Origin of the sequence: Streptomyces sp. NBC_00258, from assembly GCF_036182465.1 — a bacterium.
Taxonomy (GTDB): domain Bacteria; phylum Actinomycetota; class Actinomycetes; order Streptomycetales; family Streptomycetaceae; genus Streptomyces.
In genome coordinates, this window is sequence record NZ_CP108081.1 from 6104076 (window position 1) to 6124267 (window position 20192).

20 protein-coding genes and 4 tRNA genes are annotated in these 20192 nt (G+C 69.0%); 12 read left to right on the forward strand and 12 right to left on the reverse strand.

Features of this window, described 5'->3' with window-relative positions; genetic code table 11:
- Window positions 1-9: 9 nt before the first annotated feature.
- Window positions 10-84 (forward strand) — tRNA-Asp (locus OG718_RS27080).
- Window positions 85-383: 299 nt separating this feature from the next.
- Window positions 384-575: a DUF6274 family protein gene (locus tag OG718_RS27085; RefSeq protein WP_143643627.1), complete on the forward strand. Its 192-nt coding sequence runs from the start codon at window positions 384-386 to the stop codon at window positions 573-575.
- A 506-nt stretch (window positions 576-1081) separates the two neighbouring features.
- Here OG718_RS27085 and bldC read toward each other — a convergent pair.
- On the reverse strand, window positions 1082-1288 hold the full coding sequence (bldC, locus tag OG718_RS27090; protein ID WP_027749187.1) for a developmental transcriptional regulator BldC: 207 nt from the start codon (window positions 1286-1288) through the stop codon (window positions 1082-1084).
- Between the two features lie 625 nt (window positions 1289-1913).
- The gene (locus OG718_RS27095) at window positions 1914-2780 is read right to left on the reverse strand and encodes a hypothetical protein (RefSeq protein ID WP_306938840.1); all 867 of its coding nucleotides are present in this window, start codon (window positions 2778-2780) and stop codon (window positions 1914-1916) included.
- A gap of 233 nt (window positions 2781-3013) precedes the next feature.
- On the opposite strand from OG718_RS27095, the gene OG718_RS27100 reads away from it, so the two are divergent.
- Window positions 3014-4102 carry a Leu/Phe/Val dehydrogenase gene (locus tag OG718_RS27100; RefSeq protein WP_143643624.1) on the forward strand — a complete coding sequence of 363 codons (1089 nt, stop codon included), beginning with the start codon at window positions 3014-3016 and terminating at the stop codon, window positions 4100-4102.
- A 302-nt stretch (window positions 4103-4404) separates the two neighbouring features.
- The gene (locus tag OG718_RS27105) at window positions 4405-4656 is read left to right on the forward strand and encodes a DUF3073 domain-containing protein (protein ID WP_143643689.1); all 252 of its coding nucleotides are present in this window, start codon (window positions 4405-4407) and stop codon (window positions 4654-4656) included.
- 185 nt (window positions 4657-4841) lie between these two features.
- On the opposite strand, the gene purM is transcribed toward OG718_RS27105, so the two are convergent.
- The 9 genes from purM to purS all read right to left on the reverse strand — a co-directional run bounded on the left by purM (window position 4842) and on the right by purS (window position 14065).
- Window positions 4842-5912: a phosphoribosylformylglycinamidine cyclo-ligase gene (purM, locus tag OG718_RS27110; RefSeq protein WP_143643623.1), complete on the reverse strand. Its 1071-nt coding sequence runs from the start codon at window positions 5910-5912 to the stop codon at window positions 4842-4844.
- A gap of 52 nt (window positions 5913-5964) precedes the next feature.
- A complete protein-coding gene (purF, locus tag OG718_RS27115) occupies window positions 5965-7491 on the reverse strand; it encodes an amidophosphoribosyltransferase (protein ID WP_143643622.1) in 1527 nt (508 codons plus the stop codon).
- A gap of 62 nt (window positions 7492-7553) precedes the next feature.
- Window positions 7554-8414, reverse strand: a complete 861-nt coding sequence (locus OG718_RS27120) for an META domain-containing protein (RefSeq protein WP_328845387.1) — start codon at window positions 8412-8414, stop codon at window positions 7554-7556.
- Window positions 8415-8511: 97 nt separating this feature from the next.
- Window positions 8512-9309, reverse strand: a complete 798-nt coding sequence (locus OG718_RS27125) for a maleylpyruvate isomerase family mycothiol-dependent enzyme (RefSeq protein WP_328845388.1) — start codon at window positions 9307-9309, stop codon at window positions 8512-8514.
- A 10-nt stretch (window positions 9310-9319) separates the two neighbouring features.
- Window positions 9320-10207, reverse strand: a complete 888-nt coding sequence (locus tag OG718_RS27130) for a M23 family metallopeptidase (RefSeq protein ID WP_328845389.1) — start codon at window positions 10205-10207, stop codon at window positions 9320-9322.
- A gap of 37 nt (window positions 10208-10244) precedes the next feature.
- Window positions 10245-10739, reverse strand: coding sequence for an ArsR/SmtB family transcription factor (locus OG718_RS27135; RefSeq protein ID WP_143643618.1), 495 nt, complete (start codon window positions 10737-10739; stop codon window positions 10245-10247).
- 130 nt (window positions 10740-10869) lie between these two features.
- A complete protein-coding gene (gene purL, locus OG718_RS27140) occupies window positions 10870-13128 on the reverse strand; it encodes a phosphoribosylformylglycinamidine synthase subunit PurL (protein ID WP_328845390.1) in 2259 nt (752 codons plus the stop codon).
- Entirely contained in the window at window positions 13125-13805 is a 681-nt protein-coding gene (gene purQ / locus OG718_RS27145) for a phosphoribosylformylglycinamidine synthase subunit PurQ (RefSeq protein WP_055613835.1), read from the reverse strand. The genes purL and purQ overlap by 4 nt, the downstream gene beginning before the upstream one ends.
- Complete coding sequence (gene purS, locus OG718_RS27150) at window positions 13802-14065, reverse strand: phosphoribosylformylglycinamidine synthase subunit PurS (RefSeq protein WP_055613836.1); 264 nt, start codon at window positions 14063-14065, stop codon at window positions 13802-13804. Before purS ends, purQ begins: the two co-directional genes overlap by 4 nt.
- Before the next feature lie 370 nt (window positions 14066-14435).
- Between purS and OG718_RS27155 the strand changes: the two genes are divergently transcribed.
- From OG718_RS27155 to OG718_RS27190, 8 genes are all read left to right on the forward strand, one after another.
- Window positions 14436-14753, forward strand: coding sequence for a histone-like nucleoid-structuring protein Lsr2 (locus OG718_RS27155; RefSeq protein WP_143643615.1), 318 nt, complete (start codon window positions 14436-14438; stop codon window positions 14751-14753).
- A gap of 238 nt (window positions 14754-14991) precedes the next feature.
- Window positions 14992-15063: transfer RNA gene (locus OG718_RS27160), tRNA-Gly, on the forward strand.
- Window positions 15064-15144: 81 nt separating this feature from the next.
- Window positions 15145-15220: transfer RNA gene (locus OG718_RS27165), tRNA-Gly, on the forward strand.
- Between the two features lie 129 nt (window positions 15221-15349).
- Entirely contained in the window at window positions 15350-16312 is a 963-nt protein-coding gene (locus OG718_RS27170) for an ABC transporter ATP-binding protein (RefSeq protein ID WP_328845391.1), read from the forward strand.
- Window positions 16309-17115 (forward strand): ABC transporter permease, encoded by an 807-nt coding sequence (locus tag OG718_RS27175; protein WP_306938849.1) that lies wholly within the window; start codon window positions 16309-16311, stop codon window positions 17113-17115. Before OG718_RS27170 ends, OG718_RS27175 begins: the two co-directional genes overlap by 4 nt.
- A gap of 23 nt (window positions 17116-17138) precedes the next feature.
- A complete protein-coding gene (locus OG718_RS27180) occupies window positions 17139-18455 on the forward strand; it encodes a sensor histidine kinase (protein ID WP_328845392.1) in 1317 nt (438 codons plus the stop codon).
- Window positions 18452-19072: a response regulator transcription factor gene (locus tag OG718_RS27185; RefSeq protein WP_143643611.1), complete on the forward strand. Its 621-nt coding sequence runs from the start codon at window positions 18452-18454 to the stop codon at window positions 19070-19072. Before OG718_RS27180 ends, OG718_RS27185 begins: the two co-directional genes overlap by 4 nt.
- Window positions 19073-19095: 23 nt before the next feature.
- Window positions 19096-19171: transfer RNA gene (locus tag OG718_RS27190), tRNA-Gly, on the forward strand.
- 49 nt (window positions 19172-19220) lie between these two features.
- On the opposite strand, the gene OG718_RS27195 is transcribed toward OG718_RS27190, so the two are convergent.
- Window positions 19221-20120: a phosphoribosylaminoimidazolesuccinocarboxamide synthase gene (locus tag OG718_RS27195; protein ID WP_328845393.1), complete on the reverse strand. Its 900-nt coding sequence runs from the start codon at window positions 20118-20120 to the stop codon at window positions 19221-19223.
- Between the last annotated feature and the right edge of the window lie 72 nt (window positions 20121-20192).

Consider the following 20192-nt stretch of genomic DNA (forward strand, 5'->3'; position numbering starts at 1 on the left):
GCGAAACCTGGTCCTGTGGAGCAGTTTGGAGTGCTCGCCACCCTGTCAAGGTGGAGGCCGCGGGTTCAAATCCCGTCAGGACCGCATCAGATGAAAGGCCCCGCATCCGCAAGGATGCGGGGCCTTCTTCGTGCGCCCCTCAAGGGGCGCGGGGAACTGCGCGACAAGCCCCCACCGGCAGGCAGTCGCGACCCCACCCCAAGCCCCATCCCTCTGGGCGCACCCCCAAGAAACCCCCCGCACCCGGCAACAGACGGCCACCCAAACCCCACAAGCCCCGCGCAGCGCACCCCGCACGGCCCGGGCTTGACGCCGTCACATTCCCCCAGTACCTAAAAACCAGGGCCGAAGACACCCCACCGCACACCCCACCGGAGGTGACCATGGCGGCGACAGCTCGACATGAGACGCGAGCCCTGCTCCGCGCCCACCTGTCGGCCGCCTCCGGCTACCGCCATCGGACAAGGCACTGCCCGATCTGCCACCGGCTCCTCAGACTGGCCTCCGAGAGCGCTCCCTACGACCAGGAGAGCCCCGAGACCTCCTACGAGGACGAGAGCACCTCCCCGGCGTGAGCGGACCGCTCGACGCTCCGCGCCCCAACTGCCCCTCGGGCGACGCCAGATGCGCACTGCCTCCTCTAGCGCAGAAACGCCACTCACAACAAGGACCATGACGTGTGACGGGTGTCACCGCATAAGTTTTCAAACCTGCGGAACTTACCCCCCACCTACAACTGGTCAATTTAATATGTGCAATTGCACCTCACGCCAGGGCCACACACAGCTGATCCGACAGGTCTCCCCAGACTGCGACAAGGCCGCTCACAGAACGGCCCCACACCCTGTGCGCACCCCATGACCAGCACATGACCGGACGCCGCCGGCACACCATCGGCGCACAAAAAAGATCGCGCTGGACCCGGCGGAGTCCAGCGCGATCTACGACGCACCCTTGTTGCTTGTGGTTCTCGCTCGGGCGTGGACCCCGTTGGGGCAGGATCCGCGTCGCTTGGAGCTTGGGTTCGGGCAGTCCGACAAGTTAGGGGACCTGCCGAAATGCCCTGCTATGTAGTTGTTGTTCAGACTTCGCTGCGCTGCTGCGGGATACCCGCGAGCAGGGCACGAACCTCGGCCTCGCGGTAACGGCGATGGCCGCCGAGCGTGCGGATCGAAGTGAGCTTGCCGGCCTTCGCCCACCGCGTCACCGTCTTCGGGTCCACGCGGAACATCGTGGCAACCTCAGCGGGGGTCAGCAGCGGCTCGGCATCAGGGGTGCGAGCGGTCATGAGCGGCCTCCTCGGGAGAACCGAACCTTCTCGGTTCTTTCCTCTAAATTCTGCACCTTGACCCGCGTTGCCCGAAATGGCGGATGCGGGTCGAGTCGGTTATAGGACGAACGGCTTGTCCTCGGCACTACAACTACACCATCTGTCCAGCCGCGTCGGCCAAACCGATGGAATTGCCCTCCCAGGTGTTCATCAGCGACGGAAGCCGATGGACCATGCCATAGCGGACAGTCACGCCGCTGTGACGATCAGTCACAGGGCGATCAGGAGTCAACAGACCCCCCATAGCGTGCAATGCTGAGATTCCACCCATACGTGGGCAGAAGGAGCCCTCCCCGGACTCCTTGTCCTATTTTGGCATGAGGAGGGGCGTTAGGCGCAAGGTCCGCGTTAGTGCCGTCCGTCACGCTTACCCCGTACGACCCGGATAGGGACTTACGTCCTGTCAGAACCCGTGACGCACAGGGACCATCAGTCCCACAGGTCATGTCCCGCCCCAGCGAGCGAACCTCCGACGCCGGTATGCGGACCTCCAGTATGCGGACTCCCTGCTTCAGGGTCCCTGCTTCGGAGTCCCGGCTTCAGGGGCCCTCGGAAGATCTCTCGGCCCCTCGGCCCCTCGGCCTCAGTTCGCCGAGCGACGGTCCCGTACCGAGCGCCACCGCTCCACGAGCCGGCCGTACGCCTCGCCGGCTCCGGCCCCGTCGCCCGTACGCAGCGCCTCGATGCCCTCGGCGACGTCGGCCGCCGAATGGTCGCCGTCGAGCTCCCCGGCCGGCAGGACGTGCACCAGGCCGCCGTAGTCGAGCTCCACCAGCGAGCGCGGGTGGAACTCCTCCAGCCAACGCCCCACGTCCACCAGGCCGTCGATGAGCGGCCCCTCGTCCAGGGCGTCCCGCAGCGTCCGCAGGCCCCGCGCCACGCGCCGCCGGGCCTGCACCATCGGCGTCCGGTAGCGCAGGACGGGAGCGTCCTCCGCCGCCTCCTGGCCATCCCCGGAGCCGGTTCCCTTGTCGTACTCGCGCTCCTCGTCCGACACCAGCACGAACCAGTTCAGCGGGACCTGCCAGGTCGACGTGCGGATCCAGGGCCGGGCGTCGGGGTTACGGGTCAGCCAGCGCTCGTAGTCCTGGGTCGCCTGATGGCGTACGACCGCCGGGAGCACCGCCTCCAGGACCGGCCCCGGCAGCTCCTCCGCCAGGTCTCCCAGGGCCTGCCAGCCGCGCAGCCGGGTCCGCCAGGGGCACACGCACAGGACGCCGTCCAGATCCGCGACGAACGCGTCACCGCTCTCGTGCACCGGCACCGGGATCGGCGGGGTGGGCAGCAAGTCGGCCAGTGACCGGCGCAGTTCGTCCTGGTACGAGGGGCGGTCGGGCCGGCGCGCGTAGCGGGCCCAGTGGCCGCGCTCCGGCTCCGGGAAGGCCGCGAGCGGTTCGTACACGCGCAGATAGGACGCGTACGGGACGATCAACGAGGACACCTTGGGCACGCTTGCTCCCTCCCCCGCCGACCCGACGGAAAACCCGTGAAACCCGCTCACAGGAGTGCGGGAAAACACTGCAAATCGTCCCACGCCCCATCGTGACCGTACTCCGCGAGAGGGTGATCCTGACCACTGCGCGGATGACGGTCGTGTCCAGGCTCTAATCTCATGCCACACAGACCTCCGCCACCCGTACGGAGGCCGCCCCAACCGCCGCTTCCTAACTGGGAGTCACCACCGTGACCGACGTATCCGACGGCGTCCTGCACACCCTGTTCCACTCGGATCAGGGCGGCCATGAGCAAGTCGTGCTCTGCCAGGACCGAGCCAGTGGCCTCAAGGCCGTCATCGCCATCCACTCGACCGCCCTGGGCCCCGCCCTCGGCGGCACGCGCTTCTACCCGTACGCGAGCGAGGAGGAGGCCGTCGCCGACGCGCTGAACCTCTCCCGCGGGATGTCGTACAAGAACGCCATGGCCGGGCTCGACCACGGCGGCGGCAAGGCCGTGATCATCGGGGATCCCGAACAGATCAAGAGCGAGGAGCTGCTCCTCGCGTACGGCCGCTTCGTGGCCTCGCTCGGTGGCCGCTACGTCACCGCGTGTGACGTCGGTACGTACGTGGCCGACATGGACGTCGTGGCGCGCGAGTGCCGCTGGACGACCGGACGCTCCCCCGAGAACGGCGGCGCGGGCGACTCGTCCGTCCTGACGGCCTTCGGTGTCTTCCAGGGCATGCGGGCCTCCGCACAGCACCTGTGGGGCGACCCCTCGCTGCGCGGCCGCAGGGTCGGCATCGCGGGCGTGGGCAAGGTCGGGCACCACCTGGTCGAGCATCTGCTGGAGGACGGCGCCGAGGTCGTGATCACGGACGTCAGGGCGGAGTCCGTACGGCGAATTCTGGACAAGCACCCGTCCGGCGGCGTGACGGCCGTCGCGGACACGCAGTCGCTGATCCGGGTGGAGGGGCTGGACATCTACGCCCCCTGCGCGCTGGGCGGCGCCCTGAACGACGACTCCGTGCCGGTGCTCACCGCGAAGATCGTCTGCGGTGCGGCCAACAACCAGCTGGAGCACGCCGGCGTCGAGAAGGACCTCGCCGACCGCGGGATCCTCTACGCGCCGGACTACGTGGTGAACGCCGGCGGTGTCATCCAGGTCGCCGACGAACTCCACGGATTCGACTTCGAGCGGTGCAGGGCGAAGGCCGCGAAGATCTTCGACACCACGCTGGCCATATTCGCACGTGCGAAGGAGGACGGGATTCCGCCGGCCGCCGCGGCCGACCGGATCGCCGAACACCGCATGGCGGAGGCACGCCGTCCCTGAGGTCCCGAGGGCCTGTCCGGGACGTCTGGCGGGTACCCGTCGGCGGGTGTTGGAGAGAACTCTCACGTTCGTCGGCGGGTCGTTCGCCAAGAAGAGGTTAAAATCGCGGTTGACCAGCGGGGACAGGGCACCCCGAGGGTTCTGGGACCAGGCGCGTCCTGCGGGCGACGTACCGTATGGGCGTGGGCTCAGGTACCGTGGAAGCCCTACGGACCGGTCTCTCCACGGAGAGCCCGTTCCAGATCATGAACGCGTGTCAAGACTCTGGGGCCGTCGAGCCCCGTATCCGAGGGGGTCGAGCCATGGGGCGCGGCCGGGCAAAGGCCAAGCAGACGAAGGTCGCCCGCCAGCTGAAGTACAGCAGCGGCGGGACTGACCTCTCGCGTCTGGCCAATGAGCTGGGCGCTTCGACTTCGCAACAGCCGCCGAATGGCGAGCCGTTCGAGGACGACGACGAGGAAGACGACCCGTACTCCCAGTACGCGGATCTCTACAACGACGACGAGGACGAGGACGACGAGTCCGGTCCCACGTCTCAACGCCGCGGCGCTTGACGCTCCAGCTGAGCTTGTCTTTCTAGCTGCGCTTCACCCGGTCCGGAGAAGTCTGCCGGACCGGGTTTTGCGCTGCTTCTTCGGCTGAGCGGTGCCTCTGAAGGGTGCGGGTTCGTCGTGGCCGGTACCGCCCACACGGCGGGGCCGCATATCGGCACGGCCCCGCGCCCTTTACTGGGCTGCCGTCAACGGGGCGCGTAGTCGTTGATCAGGGCCGCGCCCGTCTCGTGTTCGCCCCGGTCTGTGATCTCGCCTGCCACCCAGGCCTCCACGCCTCGGTCGGCCAGTGTGGCGAGGGCCACATCCGTGGACTCCTCCGGGACGATCGCGATCATGCCGACGCCCATGTTGAGGGTCTTTTCCAGTTCCAGGCGGTCCACCTGGCCGGTGGTGCCCACGAGGTCGAAGACGGGGGCCGGGGTCCAGGTGGCGCGGTCCACGATCGCGTGGAGGCCGTCCGGGATCACCCGGGCCAGGTTGGCCGCGAGTCCGCCGCCCGTGATGTGCGAGAAGGCGTGCACGTCGGTCGTGCGGGTCAGGGCCAGACAGTCCAGCGAGTAGATCTTGGTGGGCTCCAGGAGCTCCTCGCCGAGCGTGCGGCCGAACTCCGCCACGTGCTGGTCGAGCTTCAGCTTCGCGCGGTCGAAGAGGACGTGCCGGACGAGTGAGTACCCGTTCGAGTGAAGGCCTGAGGCCGCCATGGCGATCACCGCGTCACCCGTACGGATGCGATCCGCGCCGAGCAGCCGGTCGGCCTCCACAACGCCCGTACCGGCGCCCGCGACATCGAAGTCGTCCGGACCGAGGAGGCCGGGGTGCTCGGCCGTCTCGCCGCCCACCAGGGCGCAGCCCGCGAGGACGCAGCCCTCGGCGATGCCCTTCACGATGGCCGCCACGCGCTCCGGGTGGACCTTGCCGACGCAGATGTAGTCGGTCATGAAGAGCGGCTCGGCGCCGCACACCACGATGTCGTCCATGACCATCGCGACCAGGTCGTGGCCGATGGTGTCGTACACGCCGAGCTGACGGGCGAGGTCGACCTTCGTGCCCACGCCGTCCGTGGCGGAGGCGAGCAGCGGGCGCTCGTACCGCTTGAGGGCGGAGGCGTCGAAGAGGCCGGCGAAGCCGCCGAGTCCGCCGAGGACCTCGGGGCGCTGCGTCTTCTTCACCCACTCCTTCATGAGTTCGACGGCGCGGTCGCCCGCTTCGATGTCGACGCCCGCGGCTGCGTAGCTGGCACCAGTTGTCTCAGACATGACGGTGAGAACTTTCGTGTCGTACTGCAGGTGAGCAGGTGTTTCGGGCTGTCTACGGGCGACGGATCGCGTCGGCCGCGGCCGTGGCGGCGGGCCCGGCGGCCAGCTCGGTCTCCAGGAGCTGCTTGCCGAGCAGCTCGGGGTCCGGAAGCGCCATCGGGTACTCGCCGTCGAAGCAGGCACGGCAGAGGTTCGGCTTGTCGATGGTCGTGGCCTCGATCATGCCGTCGATGGAGATGTACGAGAGGGAGTCGGCGCCCAGCGAGGTGCCGATCTCCTCGATCGTCATGCCGTTGGCGATCAGCTCGGCGCGGGTGGCGAAATCTATGCCGAAGAAGCAGGGCCACTTCACGGGGGGCGAGGAGATCCGGATGTGGACCTCCGCCGCGCCCGCCTCCCGGAGCATCCGGACCAGCGCGCGCTGGGTGTTGCCCCGCACGATCGAGTCGTCGACGACGACCAGGCGCTTGCCCTTGATGACTTCCTTGAGCGGATTCAGCTTCAGTCGGATGCCCAGTTGGCGGATGGTCTGTGAAGGCTGGATGAAGGTACGTCCCACGTACGCGTTCTTCACCAGACCGGCACCGAACGGGATGCCGGACGCCTCCGCGTAACCGATCGCCGCGGGCGTGCCCGACTCCGGAGTCGCTATGACCAGATCGGCCTCTGCGGGGGCTTCCTTGGCGAGACGGCGGCCCATCTCGACACGGGAGAGATACACGTTCCGGCCGGCGATGTCCGTGTCCGGACGGGCCAGATACACGTACTCGAAGACACAGCCCTTGGGCTTCGCTTCCGCGAATCGGGACGTCCGCAGGCCGTTCTCGTCGATGGCGACGAACTCGCCCGGCTCGATCTCGCGGACGTAGGCGGCGCCGCAGATGTCGAGGGCGGCGGACTCGGAGGCGACGACCCAGCCACGCTCCAGGCGGCCGAGGACCAGCGGGCGGATGCCCTGCGGGTCACGGGCCGCGTACAGCGTGTGCTCGTCCATGAAGACGAGCGAGAAGGCGCCCTTGACCTGCGGGAGGACCTTGCCTGAGGCCTCTTCGATGGTCAGCGGCTTGCCGTCGTCGTCGACCTGGGCGGCCAGCAGGGCCGTGAGCAGGTCCGTGTCGTTGGTCGCCGCCACACGCGGGGTGCGGCCCTCCTGCTTGGGCAGGTCGGCGACCATCTCGGCGAGCTCGGCCGTGTTGACCAGGTTGCCGTTGTGGCCGAGCGCGATGGAGCCGTGCGCGGTGGCACGGAAGGTGGGCTGGGCGTTCTCCCAGGTGGACGCGCCGGTGGTCGAGTAGCGGGCGTGACCGACCGCGATATGACCTAGGAGCGAACCGAGGGACGCCTCGTCGAAGACCTGGGAGACGAGCCCCATGTCCTTGAAGACAAGGATCTGGGAGCCGTTGCTGACCGCGATTCCCGCGGATTCCTGGCCTCGATGCTGGAGGGCGTAGAGCCCGAAGTAAGTGAGCTTGGCGACCTCTTCACCGGGAGCCCAGACTCCGAAGACGCCGCAAGCGTCCTGGGGTCCTTTCTCGCCGGGGAGCAGATCATGACTGAGTCGACCGTCACCACGTGGCACGCCACCGAGTGTAGGCGAGATCGACCACTGGTCCGAATTGGGGATCCAGCGGCCCTAATGGATCACTTGGCGGCGACCGCTTCGACGCCCTGGCCGTTTTCGCTGGTCAGCGTGAGCGTGCTGCCCTTCAGCTGGTATTTCACGGTGCCGCCGAAGAGCTTCAGGAGCGTCTTCTCGGTGTCCATGAGTGAGGCGGAGCACATCTTCCGGGTGGTGCCCGGCGCGCCCAGAGTGATAGTGCCGTCGCCGACCGTCGCCTTCGCGGTCACCTTGTTGCAGCCGAGCTGACCGCCGACCGTGCCGTCCTTGTCGAAGGTGAGGTGGACCTTGCCCTCGGCCTCGGAGGCCAGGGCCACGCCCGATTCGCCCTTCACGGCACCCTTCGTCATCGTGGTGACGTTCCACTTGGTGCCGTAGAGCTCGGCGGGCTTCTCGGCGGTGAGTTTCACGGTGTACCCGTTCTCCGTGGTGAGCGTCAGCCTGTCGTCGTTGACCTCGGCCTTGAGCGTGCTGCCGGAGATCATGCCGCCGAGCCGGGACTCGAAGCCCATCGTCCCGCCGGCGGTGCAGGCCATCTCGGTCTTGAAGGTGTCGTCGCCGATCCTGATCGTGTCGCCCTCGATGTCGGCGGAGGCCCCGAAGTGGTTGCAGCCGTAGTTGCCGCCCACCTTGCCGTCCTTGCCGAACTCGATGTGGGCGCCGGCCGGGGCGTCCTGCGTCTTGCCGTCGACCGTCACACTCTCGACGTTCCACTGCTTTCCGGTGATCCCGGTGGCCTGGCGGGTACCGACGGAACCGGAACCGGAATCGTCGCTGCCGCTTTCCGTTCCGCAGGCGGCGGTGGCGAGGAGTCCGGTGACGGCCAGGGCGCTGAGGCCGACCCGCGGGTTGAGGGCGCTGAGGTTGAGACGCTGCGTGTGCATGCCGCTTTGACGGGACGGGTGGGGTGCTTGGTTCCCTCGCCGGGTAACGGCCGCGCAACGCCCGGCCCGTGGGCCGGCCGCCGGGTCGGTGCCGGGGTCAGCGCATGAGGGGAAGCAGTCCGCCCAGGTCGGCACGTTCGCCGCTGGCGCTGACCTTCGCTTCGTCGAGGGCCGCCTTCCACTCCAGGCGCCCGGTCGCGAGCCGGATCCACGTCAGCGGATCGGTCTCGACGACGTTCGGCGGGGTGCCGCGGGTGTGGCGCGGGCCCTCCACGCACTGCACGACCGCGTACGGCGGTACGCGCACCTCGGTGGAGGCGCCGGGGGCCTTCGCGGCGAGCGCGTCGGCGAGGAGACGGGTGCAGGCGGCGAGGGCCTGGCGGTCGTACGAAACGTCGAGACCCGGGACGGCCGCGTTGAGGTCGTCGGTGTGGACGACCAGCTCCACCGTGCGGGTGACGAGATAGTCGGCGAGGGTCATGGAACCCGTGCGGGCGGCGAGCAGGCGAGCGCCGGGGGCCGCCGCCAGGTGCTCTGCGAGGCGCTGCTCCGTGTGGGCGTAGAGCGCGTCGAGGTCCGGGTTCGCCCGGGTCAGCTCGCGGGTGCCCTCGGCGATGTCGTCCGCCCTGGCGCCGGTCGCGAACGGCCAGTCCAGCAGGGTCAGTTCAGCCTTCGCCGGTTCGGCCCGCTCCAGACTCCGGCTGACGGTCTCAGCGGCCATCGTGACGTGCGCGGCCAGCTCCCGTACGGTCCAGTCCCCGAGCCGCGTCGGCCCGGCCAGCTGCTCGGGGGTCAGGCCGCGCACCGCCTCCCGTACGTTCCCGAACTGGGCGAGCACCGCCGCGCGGGTCTTCGCCGGGTCGTAGCTACGGGTGCGCTTCTTGGCCGGTGGCATGGCGGCGAGCCTATGCGCTCCGCTGGGAGGGGGGTACTTCGTCTGCGGATTCGTCGTGGCTGGTCGCGCCGTTCCCCGCGCCCCTTTGGGGCGCTGCTGTGAACGTTTCCTTGTTGGCCGGCACTCCGACTTCGCTCCAGGTGAAGGGGATTCCGCGGGCCGCGTCGAGGTCCGGGCTGTCCATCAGCTGGAAGTGCACGTGTGGCTCGGTGGAGTTGCCCGAGTTGCCGCAGCGGGCGATCTGCTGACCCGCGCGTACGCGGTCGCCCGGCTTGACCTTGAGCGAGCCCCGCCTCACGTGGGCGTACATCGCGTACACCTCGTCGCCGAGGTTGAGGACGATGCGGTTGCCGGTGATCCACGGGGCGCCGCCGAGCCCCCTGACCGTCCCCTCGACGAGCAGCAAGTAGGCGATCGCCGGAAGGGAGTTGCGGCTGAGGTGATCGCGCATCCAGTCGGACGCGTGCACGACGGTGGCGTCGGCCACGGCGAACAGCGGTTCGTCGTAGGCGGGAAAGGCGCGGCTGCGGCGGACGATCGGCCAGAACTTCGCGAAGGCGGGACGGTGCCCTTCGGCGGGCTCCGCCACGATGTCGATCGCGTACGTCTGCCCGTACGCGTGCGTGCCGTGGCTCGGCACCTTCGTGGCCGGGCTGTTCATGGCGGACCAACGGCCCCTGACCGGCGGCTCCACCTCGACCGGCGGATGGTCGAGGACCTCCCGCCGGGGCCCGGTCCGGCTCACGAACATCCAGAGCGGAAAGGCCACCAGCAGCGGCAGGAGTGCCCACCCCCAACCGAACGGATAGCCCGGCAGAAAGACGTCCCACAGGACCAGGGCGAAGCCGGTCGGCAGGAGTACCCGGTACAGAATCATCACGATCTTGCGGACGGACATGGTTCCCCCAGGGCTGAAGGCCGGAAGTCGTCGGGGCCTAGACCGGCTGAGCGGTGGTCAGCGCCACGAGAAGCGGGACCACACGGCTTCCCGGGATCTCGTAGCGGCCACGCCCCGCCTGTCGTAGCCAGCCCGCGGCGGTCAACTGCCGCAGGTGGTGGTAGATCTGGCCGCTCGTCCCCACGTCGTCGAGCCCGGCGAGTTCGGTGGCCGTGCGCCGGCCGCCGACGATCTCGCTCAGCAGCCGCAGCCGCATGGGGTGCCCTAGCGCGGCGAACACCTCGGCCAGCTCGCTCCAGTCGGCGTCGAGCAGCTGGTCGGTGGCCATGCCGTACTGCCACTCGTACCGCTCCTCGGTCGGCAGCCGCACCGAACCCGTGAACAGCACACCGCCGCCCTCGACGTCGGCCAGCTGCGCCTTGAGCCCTTCGAGGGCCCAGAAGTCGCCGTCGCCCGCACGCGGAACAGGCTCACTGCTCTCCAGGGCGTCGAGACGCCGCTCCAGCTCCGCGACGCGCTGCTCCAGATCCATGAGAAGAGATTACGTAATTACGTAGGAACGGTCAATGGGTGCGACATGCCGTTCGAGGCCGGACCCGGACACACCGAAGGCCCCGCCCGGAATCCGGACGGGGCCTTCGACTGGGTACCTCTGTGGGGCTCTACGCCAGCAGCGCCGGGATCGTTCCCTCGTGGGCCGTGCGCAGCTCGGTCAGGGGGAGGGTGAACTCGCCCTGGACCTCGACCTCGTCGCCGTCCACCACACCGATGCGGGTGACGGGCAGGCCGCGCGCCCCGCACATGTCGTTGAAGCGGAGCTCCTCGGAGCGCGGGATCGCGACGATCGCGCGGCCCGCGGACTCGGAGAAGAGGAAGGTGAACGCGTCGAGCCCGTCCGGTACGACGAGACGCGCGCCCTTGCCGCCGAGCAGGGCCGACTCGACCACGGCCTGGATCAGACCGCCGTCGGACAGGTCGTGCGCGGCGTCGATCATGCCGTCGCGGGAGGCGGAGATCAGGATCTCGGCGAGGAGGCGTTCGCGCTCCAGGTCGACCTGCGGGGGCAGTCCGCCGAGGTGGTCGTGGACCACCTGCGACCAGGCCGAACCGCCGAACTCCTCGCGGGTGTCGCCGAGGAGGTAGAGAAGCTGGCCCTCTTCCCGGAAGGCGACCGGGGTGCGGCGGGCGACATCGTCGATGACACCCAGCACGGCCACGACCGGCGTCGGGTGGATCGCCACCTCGCCCGTCTGGTTGTAGAGCGAGACGTTGCCACCGGTCACCGGCGTGCCCAACTGCTGGCAGGCGTCTGCCAGTCCGCGGATGGCCTCCGCGAACTGCCACATGACGGCCGGGTCCTCGGGCGAACCGAAGTTCAGGCAGTCGGAGACGGCGAGCGGCTTGGCACCGGTCGTCGCGACGTTCCGGTACGCCTCGGCCAGGGCCAACTGGGCGCCGTGGTACGGGTCCAGCTTGGTGTAGCGGCCGTTGCCGTCCGTGGCGATCGCGACGCCGAGGCCGGACTCCTCGTCGATGCGGATCATGCCCGAGTCCTCGGGCTGGGCCAGCACGGTGTTGCCCTGCACGAAGTGGTCGTACTGGCTGGTGATCCAGGACTTGGAGGCCTGGTTCGGGGAGGAGACCAGCTGGAGGACCTGGTCCTTCAGCTCCTCCGAAGTGGCGGGCCTGGCCAGCTTGTTGGCGTCGTCCGCCTGGAGGGCGTCCTGCCACTCCGGGCGGGCGTACGGGCGCTCGTAGACCGGGCCGTCGTGCGCGACCGTGCGCGGGTCGACGTCGACGATCTTGCCGCCGTGCCAGTAGATCTCCAGGCGGTCGCCGTCGGTGACCTCACCGATCACCGTGGCGATGACGTCCCACTTGTCGCAGATCTCCAGGAACCGGTCGACCTTCTCCGGCTCGACGACCGCGCACATGCGCTCCTGCGACTCGCTCATGAGGATTTCCTCGGGCGAGAGCGTGGAGTCGCGCAGCGGTACGTCGTCCAGGGTGACGCGCATGCCGCCGGAGCCGTTGGACGCCAACTCGCTGGTGGCGCAGGACAGTCCGGCCGCGCCGAGGTCCTGGATGCCGACGACCAGCTTCTCGGCGAAGGCCTCCAGGGTGCACTCGATGAGGAGCTTCTCCTGGAAGGGGTCGCCGACCTGGACGGCGGGACGCTTCGACGGCTTGGCGTCGTCGAAGGTCTCGGAAGCGAGGATCGACGCGCCGCCGATGCCGTCACCGCCCGTGCGGGCCCCGTACAGGATGACCTTGTTGCCGGAGCCGGACGCCTTCGCGAGGTGGATGTCCTCGTGCCGCATGACGCCGATGGCACCGGCGTTGACCAGCGGGTTGCCCTGGTAGCAGGCGTCGAAGACGACCTCGCCGCCGATGTTCGGCAGGCCCAGGCAGTTGCCGTAGCCGCCGATGCCGGCGACGACGCCCGGCAGTACGCGCTTGGTGTCGGGGTGGTCGGCCGCACCGAACCGCAGCGGGTCGACGACCGCGACCGGGCGGGCGCCCATCGCGATGATGTCGCGCACGATGCCGCCGACGCCGGTGGCCGCGCCCTGATAGGGCTCGACGTACGACGGGTGATTGTGCGACTCGACCTTGAAGGTGACGGCGTAGCCCTGGCCGACGTCGACGACGCCCGCGTTCTCGCCGATTCCCACGAGGAGGGCGTCGGACTGGGGGGCCTTCTCGCCGAACTGGCGCAGGTGCACCTTGGAGGACTTGTACGAGCAGTGCTCGGACCACATGACGGAGTACATGGCGAGCTCGGCACCGGTGGGCCGGCGGCCGAGGATCTCGACGACGCGCTCGTACTCGTCCTTCTTCAGGCCCAGTTCGGCCCAGGGCAGCTCGACGTCGGGGGTCTCGGCCGCGTGCTCGACCGTGTCCAGAGGCGTCCGGCTCATGCGTTGACCAGCTTCTTGAGGATCGAGGTGAAGAAGGGGAGGCCGTCGGTGCGGCCCGAACCGATGAGCGGCTCGACGGCGTGCTCGGGGTGCGGCATGAGGCCCACCACGTTGCCGGCCTCGTTCGTGATGCCGGCGATGTCCCGCAGCGAGCCGTTCGGGTTGAAGTCCACGTACCGGAACGCGACCCGGCCCTCCGCCTCCAGCATGTCGAGCGTGTGCTCGTCGGCGACGTACCGCCCGTCCATGTTCTTCAGCGGGATGTGGATCTCCTGGCCGGACTCGTAGTCGGCGGTCCAGGACGTCTCCGCGTTCTCCACCCGCAGCTTCTGGTCACGGCAGATGAAGTGCAGGTGGTCGTTGCCGAGCATCCCGCCCGGGAGGAGATGGGCCTCGGTGAGGATCTGGAAGCCGTTGCAGATGCCTAGCACCGGCATTCCCGACTTCGCCTGCTCAATCACGGTCTCCATCACCGGCGAGAAGCGCGAGATCGCACCTGCGCGCAGATAGTCGCCGTACGAGAAACCGCCGGGCAGCACCACGGCGTCGACCTGCTTGAGGTCCTTGTCCTTGTGCCAGAGAGCGACGGGTTCGGCACCGGCGAGCTTGATCGCGCGCTGGGTGTCCCGGTCGTCGAGGCTTCCCGGGAAAGTGACGACGCCAATACGAGCGGTCACTTTCCTGCCTCCGCGACTTCCTCGACCTTGACGGTGAAGTCCTCGATCACGGTGTTGGCGAGGAAGGATTCCGCAAGTTCATGGATGCGGGCGAGGGCGGCTTCGTCCACCGGTCCGTCCACTTCCAGTTCGAATCGCTTTCCCTGACGTACGTCGGCGATGCCTTCGAAACCGAGGCGCGGCAGTGCACGCTGCACCGCCTGGCCCTGGGGGTCGAGGATCTCCGGCTTGAGCATGACGTCGACTACGACGCGTGCCACTGGCACTCCCGGTGTGTGGTGCTGAGCAGGTTCGTTCAGACTACCCGTACAAAATTTCTACGCGGGTAGATTCGTAGGAATCTACGTGATGGCCATCACGATTCCGCATCGAGACGCTATCGACCGGGGATGAAGGGGCTACCTTCACGAAAAATCCTGGGAAAGATCCGGATCAGGACCCGGTCTCCTATTGCCTTGAGACACGCCAAGAGATTTAGTCGAGCTTCACATTGGATTGCCGGGCACTGTACAAAGGAATTGGCAATAGCCGATACTTTGCCCAATCGCCCATAAAAACAGCCGGACAGTCGGCATCTCCGCACGTCATCACGTGTCGCTGGAGAGGTGCCGCACGAAGGGACCGATATTCGTGGCGCAGCGTGTCGTAGTCACTCTCTTCGACGACATCGACGGCTCGGAAGCGGCGGAAACGATCGCCTTCGGTCTGGACGGCAAGTCGTACGAGATCGACCTGAATCAAGCCAATGCCAAGAAACTGCGTAGGGCGCTGGAGCCGTACCTGGAGGCCGGCCGCAAGCGGTCCCGGTCCGGCAAGGCGTACCGGCAGACCGCCGTTGCGCCCGATCCGGCGGCCGTTCGGGCGTGGGCCCAGTCGCACAAGATGGAGGTGCCCGCTCGGGGGCGGATCCCCAAGCGGGTGTATGAGGCGTTCAGCGCCGCGCAGTGACCCCCTGGGGAGGCGTGGCTTCCGCATGTTGGTGGGTGGGTGCGGGTTCGACTGGGCTGGTCGCGCCCACGCGGCGGAGCCGCACATCGATACAGTCCCGCGCCCCTTACGGGGCTCGGGCCCTCCGGAAGCCTTCATCCGGCCCTGGGAGCAGCCGACTTGCGTAGTACCCCTGCTGATCAGCTAGAGTCTGGAGCACGCCGAGGGGCAAGGCCGAAAGGCCCGGTCCCGGAGTCACGCGGGTGTAGTTCAGTAGTAGAACATCCCCCTTCCAGGGGGAAGGCGCAGTGTGCAATTCCTGTCACCCGCTCTGCACTGCCGGTCTGGTCAGCGTTTTCGATCAGGTAGGCTGGTGCCTGCGCCGATCGGTGAGAGCCGGTCGGAGGCAAATGCGGACGTAGCTCAGTTGGTAGAGCGCAACCTTGCCAAGGTTGAGGTCGCCAGTTCGAACCTGGTCGTCCGCTCCAGTAAGTAAGGCCCCGGTCATCACGATCGGGGCCTTTCTCTTGTGCCGGGACCGTCCGTCTGACATTTGTCATGTTCAGCGATGACAGCGCGCACTGCTCCGGCCCGTCGGCGACGGGGAGGCTTGTCTCATGAACACGAACGAGCACGTGATCGAGGTCACGGATCTACGACGTGTGTACGGGGGAGAGTTCGAGGCGGTCCGGGGGGTGTCCTTCTCCGTCGGCCGCGGGGAGCTGTTCGCGCTCCTCGGGACCAACGGCGCGGGCAAGACCTCCACCGTCGAACTGCTCGAAGGGCTCGCCCCGCCGTCCGGCGGCCAGGTGCGCGTCCTCGGCCACGATCCGTACACCGAACGCGCCAAGGTGCGCCCGCACATCGGCGTCATGCTCCAGGAGGGCGGCTTCTCGTCCGAGCTGACGGTCGCGGAGACCGTACGGATGTGGGCGGGCTGCACGAGCGGGGCCCGGCCGGAGCGCGAGGCACTGGCGCTGGTCGGCCTGTCGCGCCGGGCCGCCGTACGCGTGAAGCAGCTGTCCGGGGGCGAGAAGCGGCGCCTGGACCTGGCGTGCGCGATCCTCGGGCGGCCCGAGGTTCTCTTCCTGGACGAGCCGACGACCGGACTCGACGCCGAAGGGCGCCAGGAGACCTGGGAGTTGGTGCGCGAGCTGCGCGAGACGGGCACCACCGTGGTGCTGACCACGCACTACCTGGAGGAGGCGGAAGGGCTCGCCGACCGGCTCGCGATCCTGCACGCCGGGCGCATCGCCGTCTCCGGTACTCCGGCCGAGGTGACCGCCTCCCAGCCGGCCCGGATCTCCTTCGAGCTGCCCGCCGGTTACTTCCCCGGCGATCTGCCGCCGCTCGCCTCGCTCGGGATCACCGGCCACGAGATGGAGGGCCGGACACTCCGGCTGCAGACGCTGGAACTCCAGCGGGCCGCCACCGAGCTCCTCGTGTGGGCCCAGCGGGCGGGGGTCGAGCTACGGGGGCTCGACGTCCGGTCGGGGTCCCTGGAGGAGGCGTTCCTGCGGATAGCCCGTGAGGCGTCGCAGACGTCGGAGATGACGGCGGAGAAGGAGCGTGTGGCATGAGCGCGGAGACTGTGACCAACACCGCACAGGCTGGCCCGACCGCGACCGCCGCACGGCGGATGACGGCCCTCGCACGGGCCGAACTGACGCTGCTCGGCCGCAGCAAGGCCACGTTCTTCGCGGCCCTGTTCGTGCCGCTGATCATGCCGTTCAGCCTTCGCGGGGCGGTCGAGGACATGGACCTGGCGGATGCGGGGCTCTCGGTCGGCTCGGTCATCCTGCCCTCCGCCGTCGGCTTCTCCCTGCTCTTCGCCGTCTACAGCTCGCTGGTGAGCGTCTACGCCGCCCGGCGTGAGGAGCTGGTGCTCAAGCGGCTGCGCACCGGGGAGCTGCGGGACGTGGAGATCCTGGCGGGTGCCGCGCTGCCGTCGGTCCTGATCGGCCTCGTGCAGTGCGTGGTCCTGACGATCGCGTGCGCGGCACTCCTGGACGTGGGAGCGCCCGAGGCACCGCACCTCGCCGTCCTGGGTCTGCTGCTGGGACTCGTGATGTGGCCCGCCATCGCGGCCGTCGTCGCGAGCTTCAGCAAGAGCCTGGAAGGCGCCCAGGTCGCGGCGATGCCGTTGCTGCTCGTGTCGATGATGGGTTCCGGCACCTTCATCCCGTTCGAGCTCATGCCCGACCGGCTCGCCGCCGTCTGCGAACTGCTCCCGCTGTCCCCGGTGATCACGCTCATCCGCGGTGGCTGGACCGGAGACCTCGGCGCGTACGACGCCCTGGGCGCCATCGCCACAGCAGTGGCCTGGCTCGTGCTCTCGGTGTTTGCTGTACAGCGGTGGTTCCGCTGGGAGCCACGGCACTGAACGGCGACAAGGCAGGAGCGGGTATGCGCGGGCCGGGGGCCTGGTGGCACGGGAAGACGACGCCGGCGAAGGTCGAGACGTACACCCGGTGGTCCTTCCACAGCTTCGCGCTGGTCGAGGTGTGCGCGATCGGGCTGCCGGCCTTCGGCGAGCTGAGGATGCCAATCGCCCTCTGGGTGTTCCTGATGGCGTGCGGGCACGGGCTGCTGGGTTCGGCGACCGCGTCCCGGGGGCTCGACTGGACGTGCGGTCGCCGTGAGCAACCCGTACGACTGCTCGTGGTGTTCGGTGCCCTCACCGCGCTGCTCGGGATCGGGGCACTCGCGCTCTCCGAGCACGGGCCGGGCGGCGACAAGATGGAGAGCACCATGGGCGTGTTCTTCATCGTGGTGGTGCCCTACGGGCTCGGCCTCATGACGCTCGGGATGTACCGACGGCACGTACTGATGCTTCTGGCCGGCTTCACCGCGGGTGCCGGGGTCACTTCGTTCCTGGTCGGGATGCCCGCGTACAGCGTGCCGGCCCTGATGGCCGGGGTGCTGCTGCTCGGCGGGTTCCTCTGTCTCGCCTCCCTCTTCTCGGTGTGGCTGCTCAAAGCCGTGCTCGAACTCGACGTGGCCCGCGAGACCCGTACCCGCCTCGCGGTCGCCGAGGAGCGGCTGCGCTTCGGGCGCGACCTGCACGACGTGATGGGCCGCAACCTCGCGGTGATCGCCCTGAAGAGCGAGCTGGCCGTCCAGCTCGCCCGGCGCGAACGGCCCGAGGCCGTGGAGCAGATGATCGAGGTGCAGCGGATCGCCCGCGAGTCGCAGAAGGAGGTCCGCGAGGTCGTACGCGGCTACCGCGAGGTCGACCTCGGCGTCGAACTCCTGGGCGCGCAGGGCGTGCTGACCGCGGCCGGAGTCGAGTGCACGGTGACCGGATCCGCGTCGGAGCTGCCCTCGGCGGTCCAGTCGGCGCTCGGCTGGGTCGTACGGGAGGCGACCACGAACGTGCTGCGGCACGGGGACGCGGGGCACTGCCGGGTGTCACTGGGGGTGGAGGGGACCCGCGTGGTCCTGACCGTGGAGAACGACGGGGTGGAGAGGGACAGGGTGCCGAGTACGCCCACCAGCAAGGGGTCCGGCCTCGCCGGGCTGCGGGAGCGGTTGTCCGCGGTGGACGGGACGCTGGAGGCGGGGCCGGTCGACGGTGACCGGTTCCGGGTGGTGGCCGAGGTTCCGCTGCCTCCGGCGGCCACCTCCTCGTCGCCCATGTCGCGGCCGCCGTCCACGTCACCACCGCCGTCCTCTTCCCCGTCTTCCGCCCCGCGCACCGTGAACGAAGAGGTCGCCCCATGACGCCCGTACGCCCCATCCGGCTGCTGCTCGCCGACGACGAGCACCTCATCCGGGGGGCGCTCGCCGCGCTGCTCGGGCTCGAGGACGACCTGCTGGTGGTGGCGGAGGCGGCCAGTGGGCCCGAGGCGCTGGCGATGGCCAGGGCCCACGAACCCGACGTGGCGGTACTGGATCTCCAGATGCCCGGGGCCGACGGTGTGAGGGTCGCCACATCGCTGCGGGGCGAACTGCCCGCGTGCCGGGTGCTGATCGTGACCAGTCACGGGCGGCCGGGCCATCTGAAGCGGGCGCTTGCGGCGGGTGTGCGCGGGTTCGTCCCGAAGACCGTCAGCGCGCAGCGGCTCGCGGAGATCATCCGTACCGTCCATGCCGGAAACCGTTACGTCGACCCGGAGTTGGCCGCCGACGCGATCTCCTCCGGGGACTCGCCGCTCACCGCGCGTGAGGCGGAGGTGCTGGAACTGGCCGCGGACGGGGCGCCCGTCGCGGAGATCGCGGAGCGGGCCGCGCTGTCGCAGGGGACCGTACGGAACTATCTGTCGTCGGCCGTCTCCAAGCTCGGGGTGGAGAACCGGCACTCGGCGGTGCGTCTCGCGCGGGAGCGAGGTTGGGTATAGTTGCTCTCGCGCCACGGCGCAGTGCGGACGTAGCTCAGTTGGTAGAGCGCAACCTTGCCAAGGTTGAGGTCGCCAGTTCGAACCTGGTCGTCCGCTCCAGCAAGTAAGGCCCCGGTCATCGCGACCGGGGCCTTTCTCGTGTCTGCGCTCAGCTCCAGACCGTGCCCGTGAGACGCTCGTACGCCTCCACGTACTTGGCACGGGTCGCGTCCACGACCTGCTGGGGCAGGGCGGGCGGCGGCCGCTCGCTCTTGCGGTCCCAGCCTGACTCGGCGGAGGTCAGCCAGTCGCGGACGAACTGCTTGTCGAACGAGGGCTGCGCGCGGCCCGGCTCCCACTGGTCGGCGGGCCAGAAGCGGGAGGAGTCCGGGGTGAGCACCTCGTCGGCGACGACAAGCGTCTCGCCGTCGAAGCCGAACTCGAACTTCGTGTCCGCGAGGAGGATCCCGCGCTCGCGCGCGATGTCACGGCCCCGGCCGTAGACGGCGAGCGTCGCCTGGCGCAGCTGGGCCGCGGTGTCCGCGCCGACCTGGCGGGCGACCTCCTCGTACGAGACGTTCTCGTCGTGCTCGCCGACGGCGGCCTTGGTGGCCGGGGTGAAGATCGGGGCGGGCAGCTCCGAGCCGTCGCTCAGGCCCTCGGGGAGGGCGAGACCGCAGACGGTGCGGGTCTGGTTGTACTCGACGAGCCCCGAGCCGGTGAGGTAGCCGCGGGCCACGCACTCGACCGGGGCCATCCGCAGCGACCTGCAGACCAGGGTGCGGCCCGCCCACTCGGCGGGGGCGCCGGGCGGGAGGTCGGTGCCGAGGACGTGGTTCGGCATCAGGTCGGCGATCTGGTCGAACCACCAGAGCGAGAGCTGCGTCAGGACGCTGCCCTTGTCGGGGATCTCCGTGGGCAGCACCCAGTCGAACGCGGAGATGCGGTCGCTGGCGACCATCACGAGGTCGCCCGCCTCGTTCTGGTACAGGTCGCGCACCTTGCCGGTGTGCAGATGCACCAGACCCGGCACCTCGACGGGCTCGGGCTTTTCTACGAATCCGGACACGGTTCCTCCCCGTCGTTCTGGCCAACTGGGTCGATTCTCCCGTACGGGAGGAACCGGGCCGGCCAGGGGTCG

Coding starts and splice junctions, on each gene's coding strand:
- OG718_RS27085 (WP_143643627.1), top strand. CDS start 384: ATGGCGGCGACAGCTCGACATGAGACGCGAGCCCTGCTCCGCGCCCAC.
- bldC (WP_027749187.1), bottom strand. CDS start 1,288: ATGACCGCTCGCACCCCTGATGCCGAGCCGCTGCTGACCCCCGCTGAG.
- OG718_RS27105 (WP_143643689.1), top strand. CDS start 4,405: ATGGGGCGCGGCCGGGCAAAGGCCAAGCAGACGAAGGTCGCCCGCCAG.
- purM (WP_143643623.1), bottom strand. CDS start 5,912: ATGTCTGAGACAACTGGTGCCAGCTACGCAGCCGCGGGCGTCGACATC.
- OG718_RS27120 (WP_328845387.1), bottom strand. CDS start 8,414: ATGCACACGCAGCGTCTCAACCTCAGCGCCCTCAACCCGCGGGTCGGC.
- OG718_RS27125 (WP_328845388.1), bottom strand. CDS start 9,309: ATGCCACCGGCCAAGAAGCGCACCCGTAGCTACGACCCGGCGAAGACC.
- OG718_RS27130 (WP_328845389.1), bottom strand. CDS start 10,207: ATGTCCGTCCGCAAGATCGTGATGATTCTGTACCGGGTACTCCTGCCG.
- OG718_RS27135 (WP_143643618.1), bottom strand. CDS start 10,739: ATGGATCTGGAGCAGCGCGTCGCGGAGCTGGAGCGGCGTCTCGACGCC.
- purL (WP_328845390.1), bottom strand. CDS start 13,128: ATGAGCCGGACGCCTCTGGACACGGTCGAGCACGCGGCCGAGACCCCC.
- OG718_RS27170 (WP_328845391.1), top strand. CDS start 15,350: ATGAACACGAACGAGCACGTGATCGAGGTCACGGATCTACGACGTGTG.
- OG718_RS27175 (WP_306938849.1), top strand. CDS start 16,309: ATGAGCGCGGAGACTGTGACCAACACCGCACAGGCTGGCCCGACCGCG.
- OG718_RS27180 (WP_328845392.1), top strand. CDS start 17,139: ATGCGCGGGCCGGGGGCCTGGTGGCACGGGAAGACGACGCCGGCGAAG.
- OG718_RS27185 (WP_143643611.1), top strand. CDS start 18,452: ATGACGCCCGTACGCCCCATCCGGCTGCTGCTCGCCGACGACGAGCAC.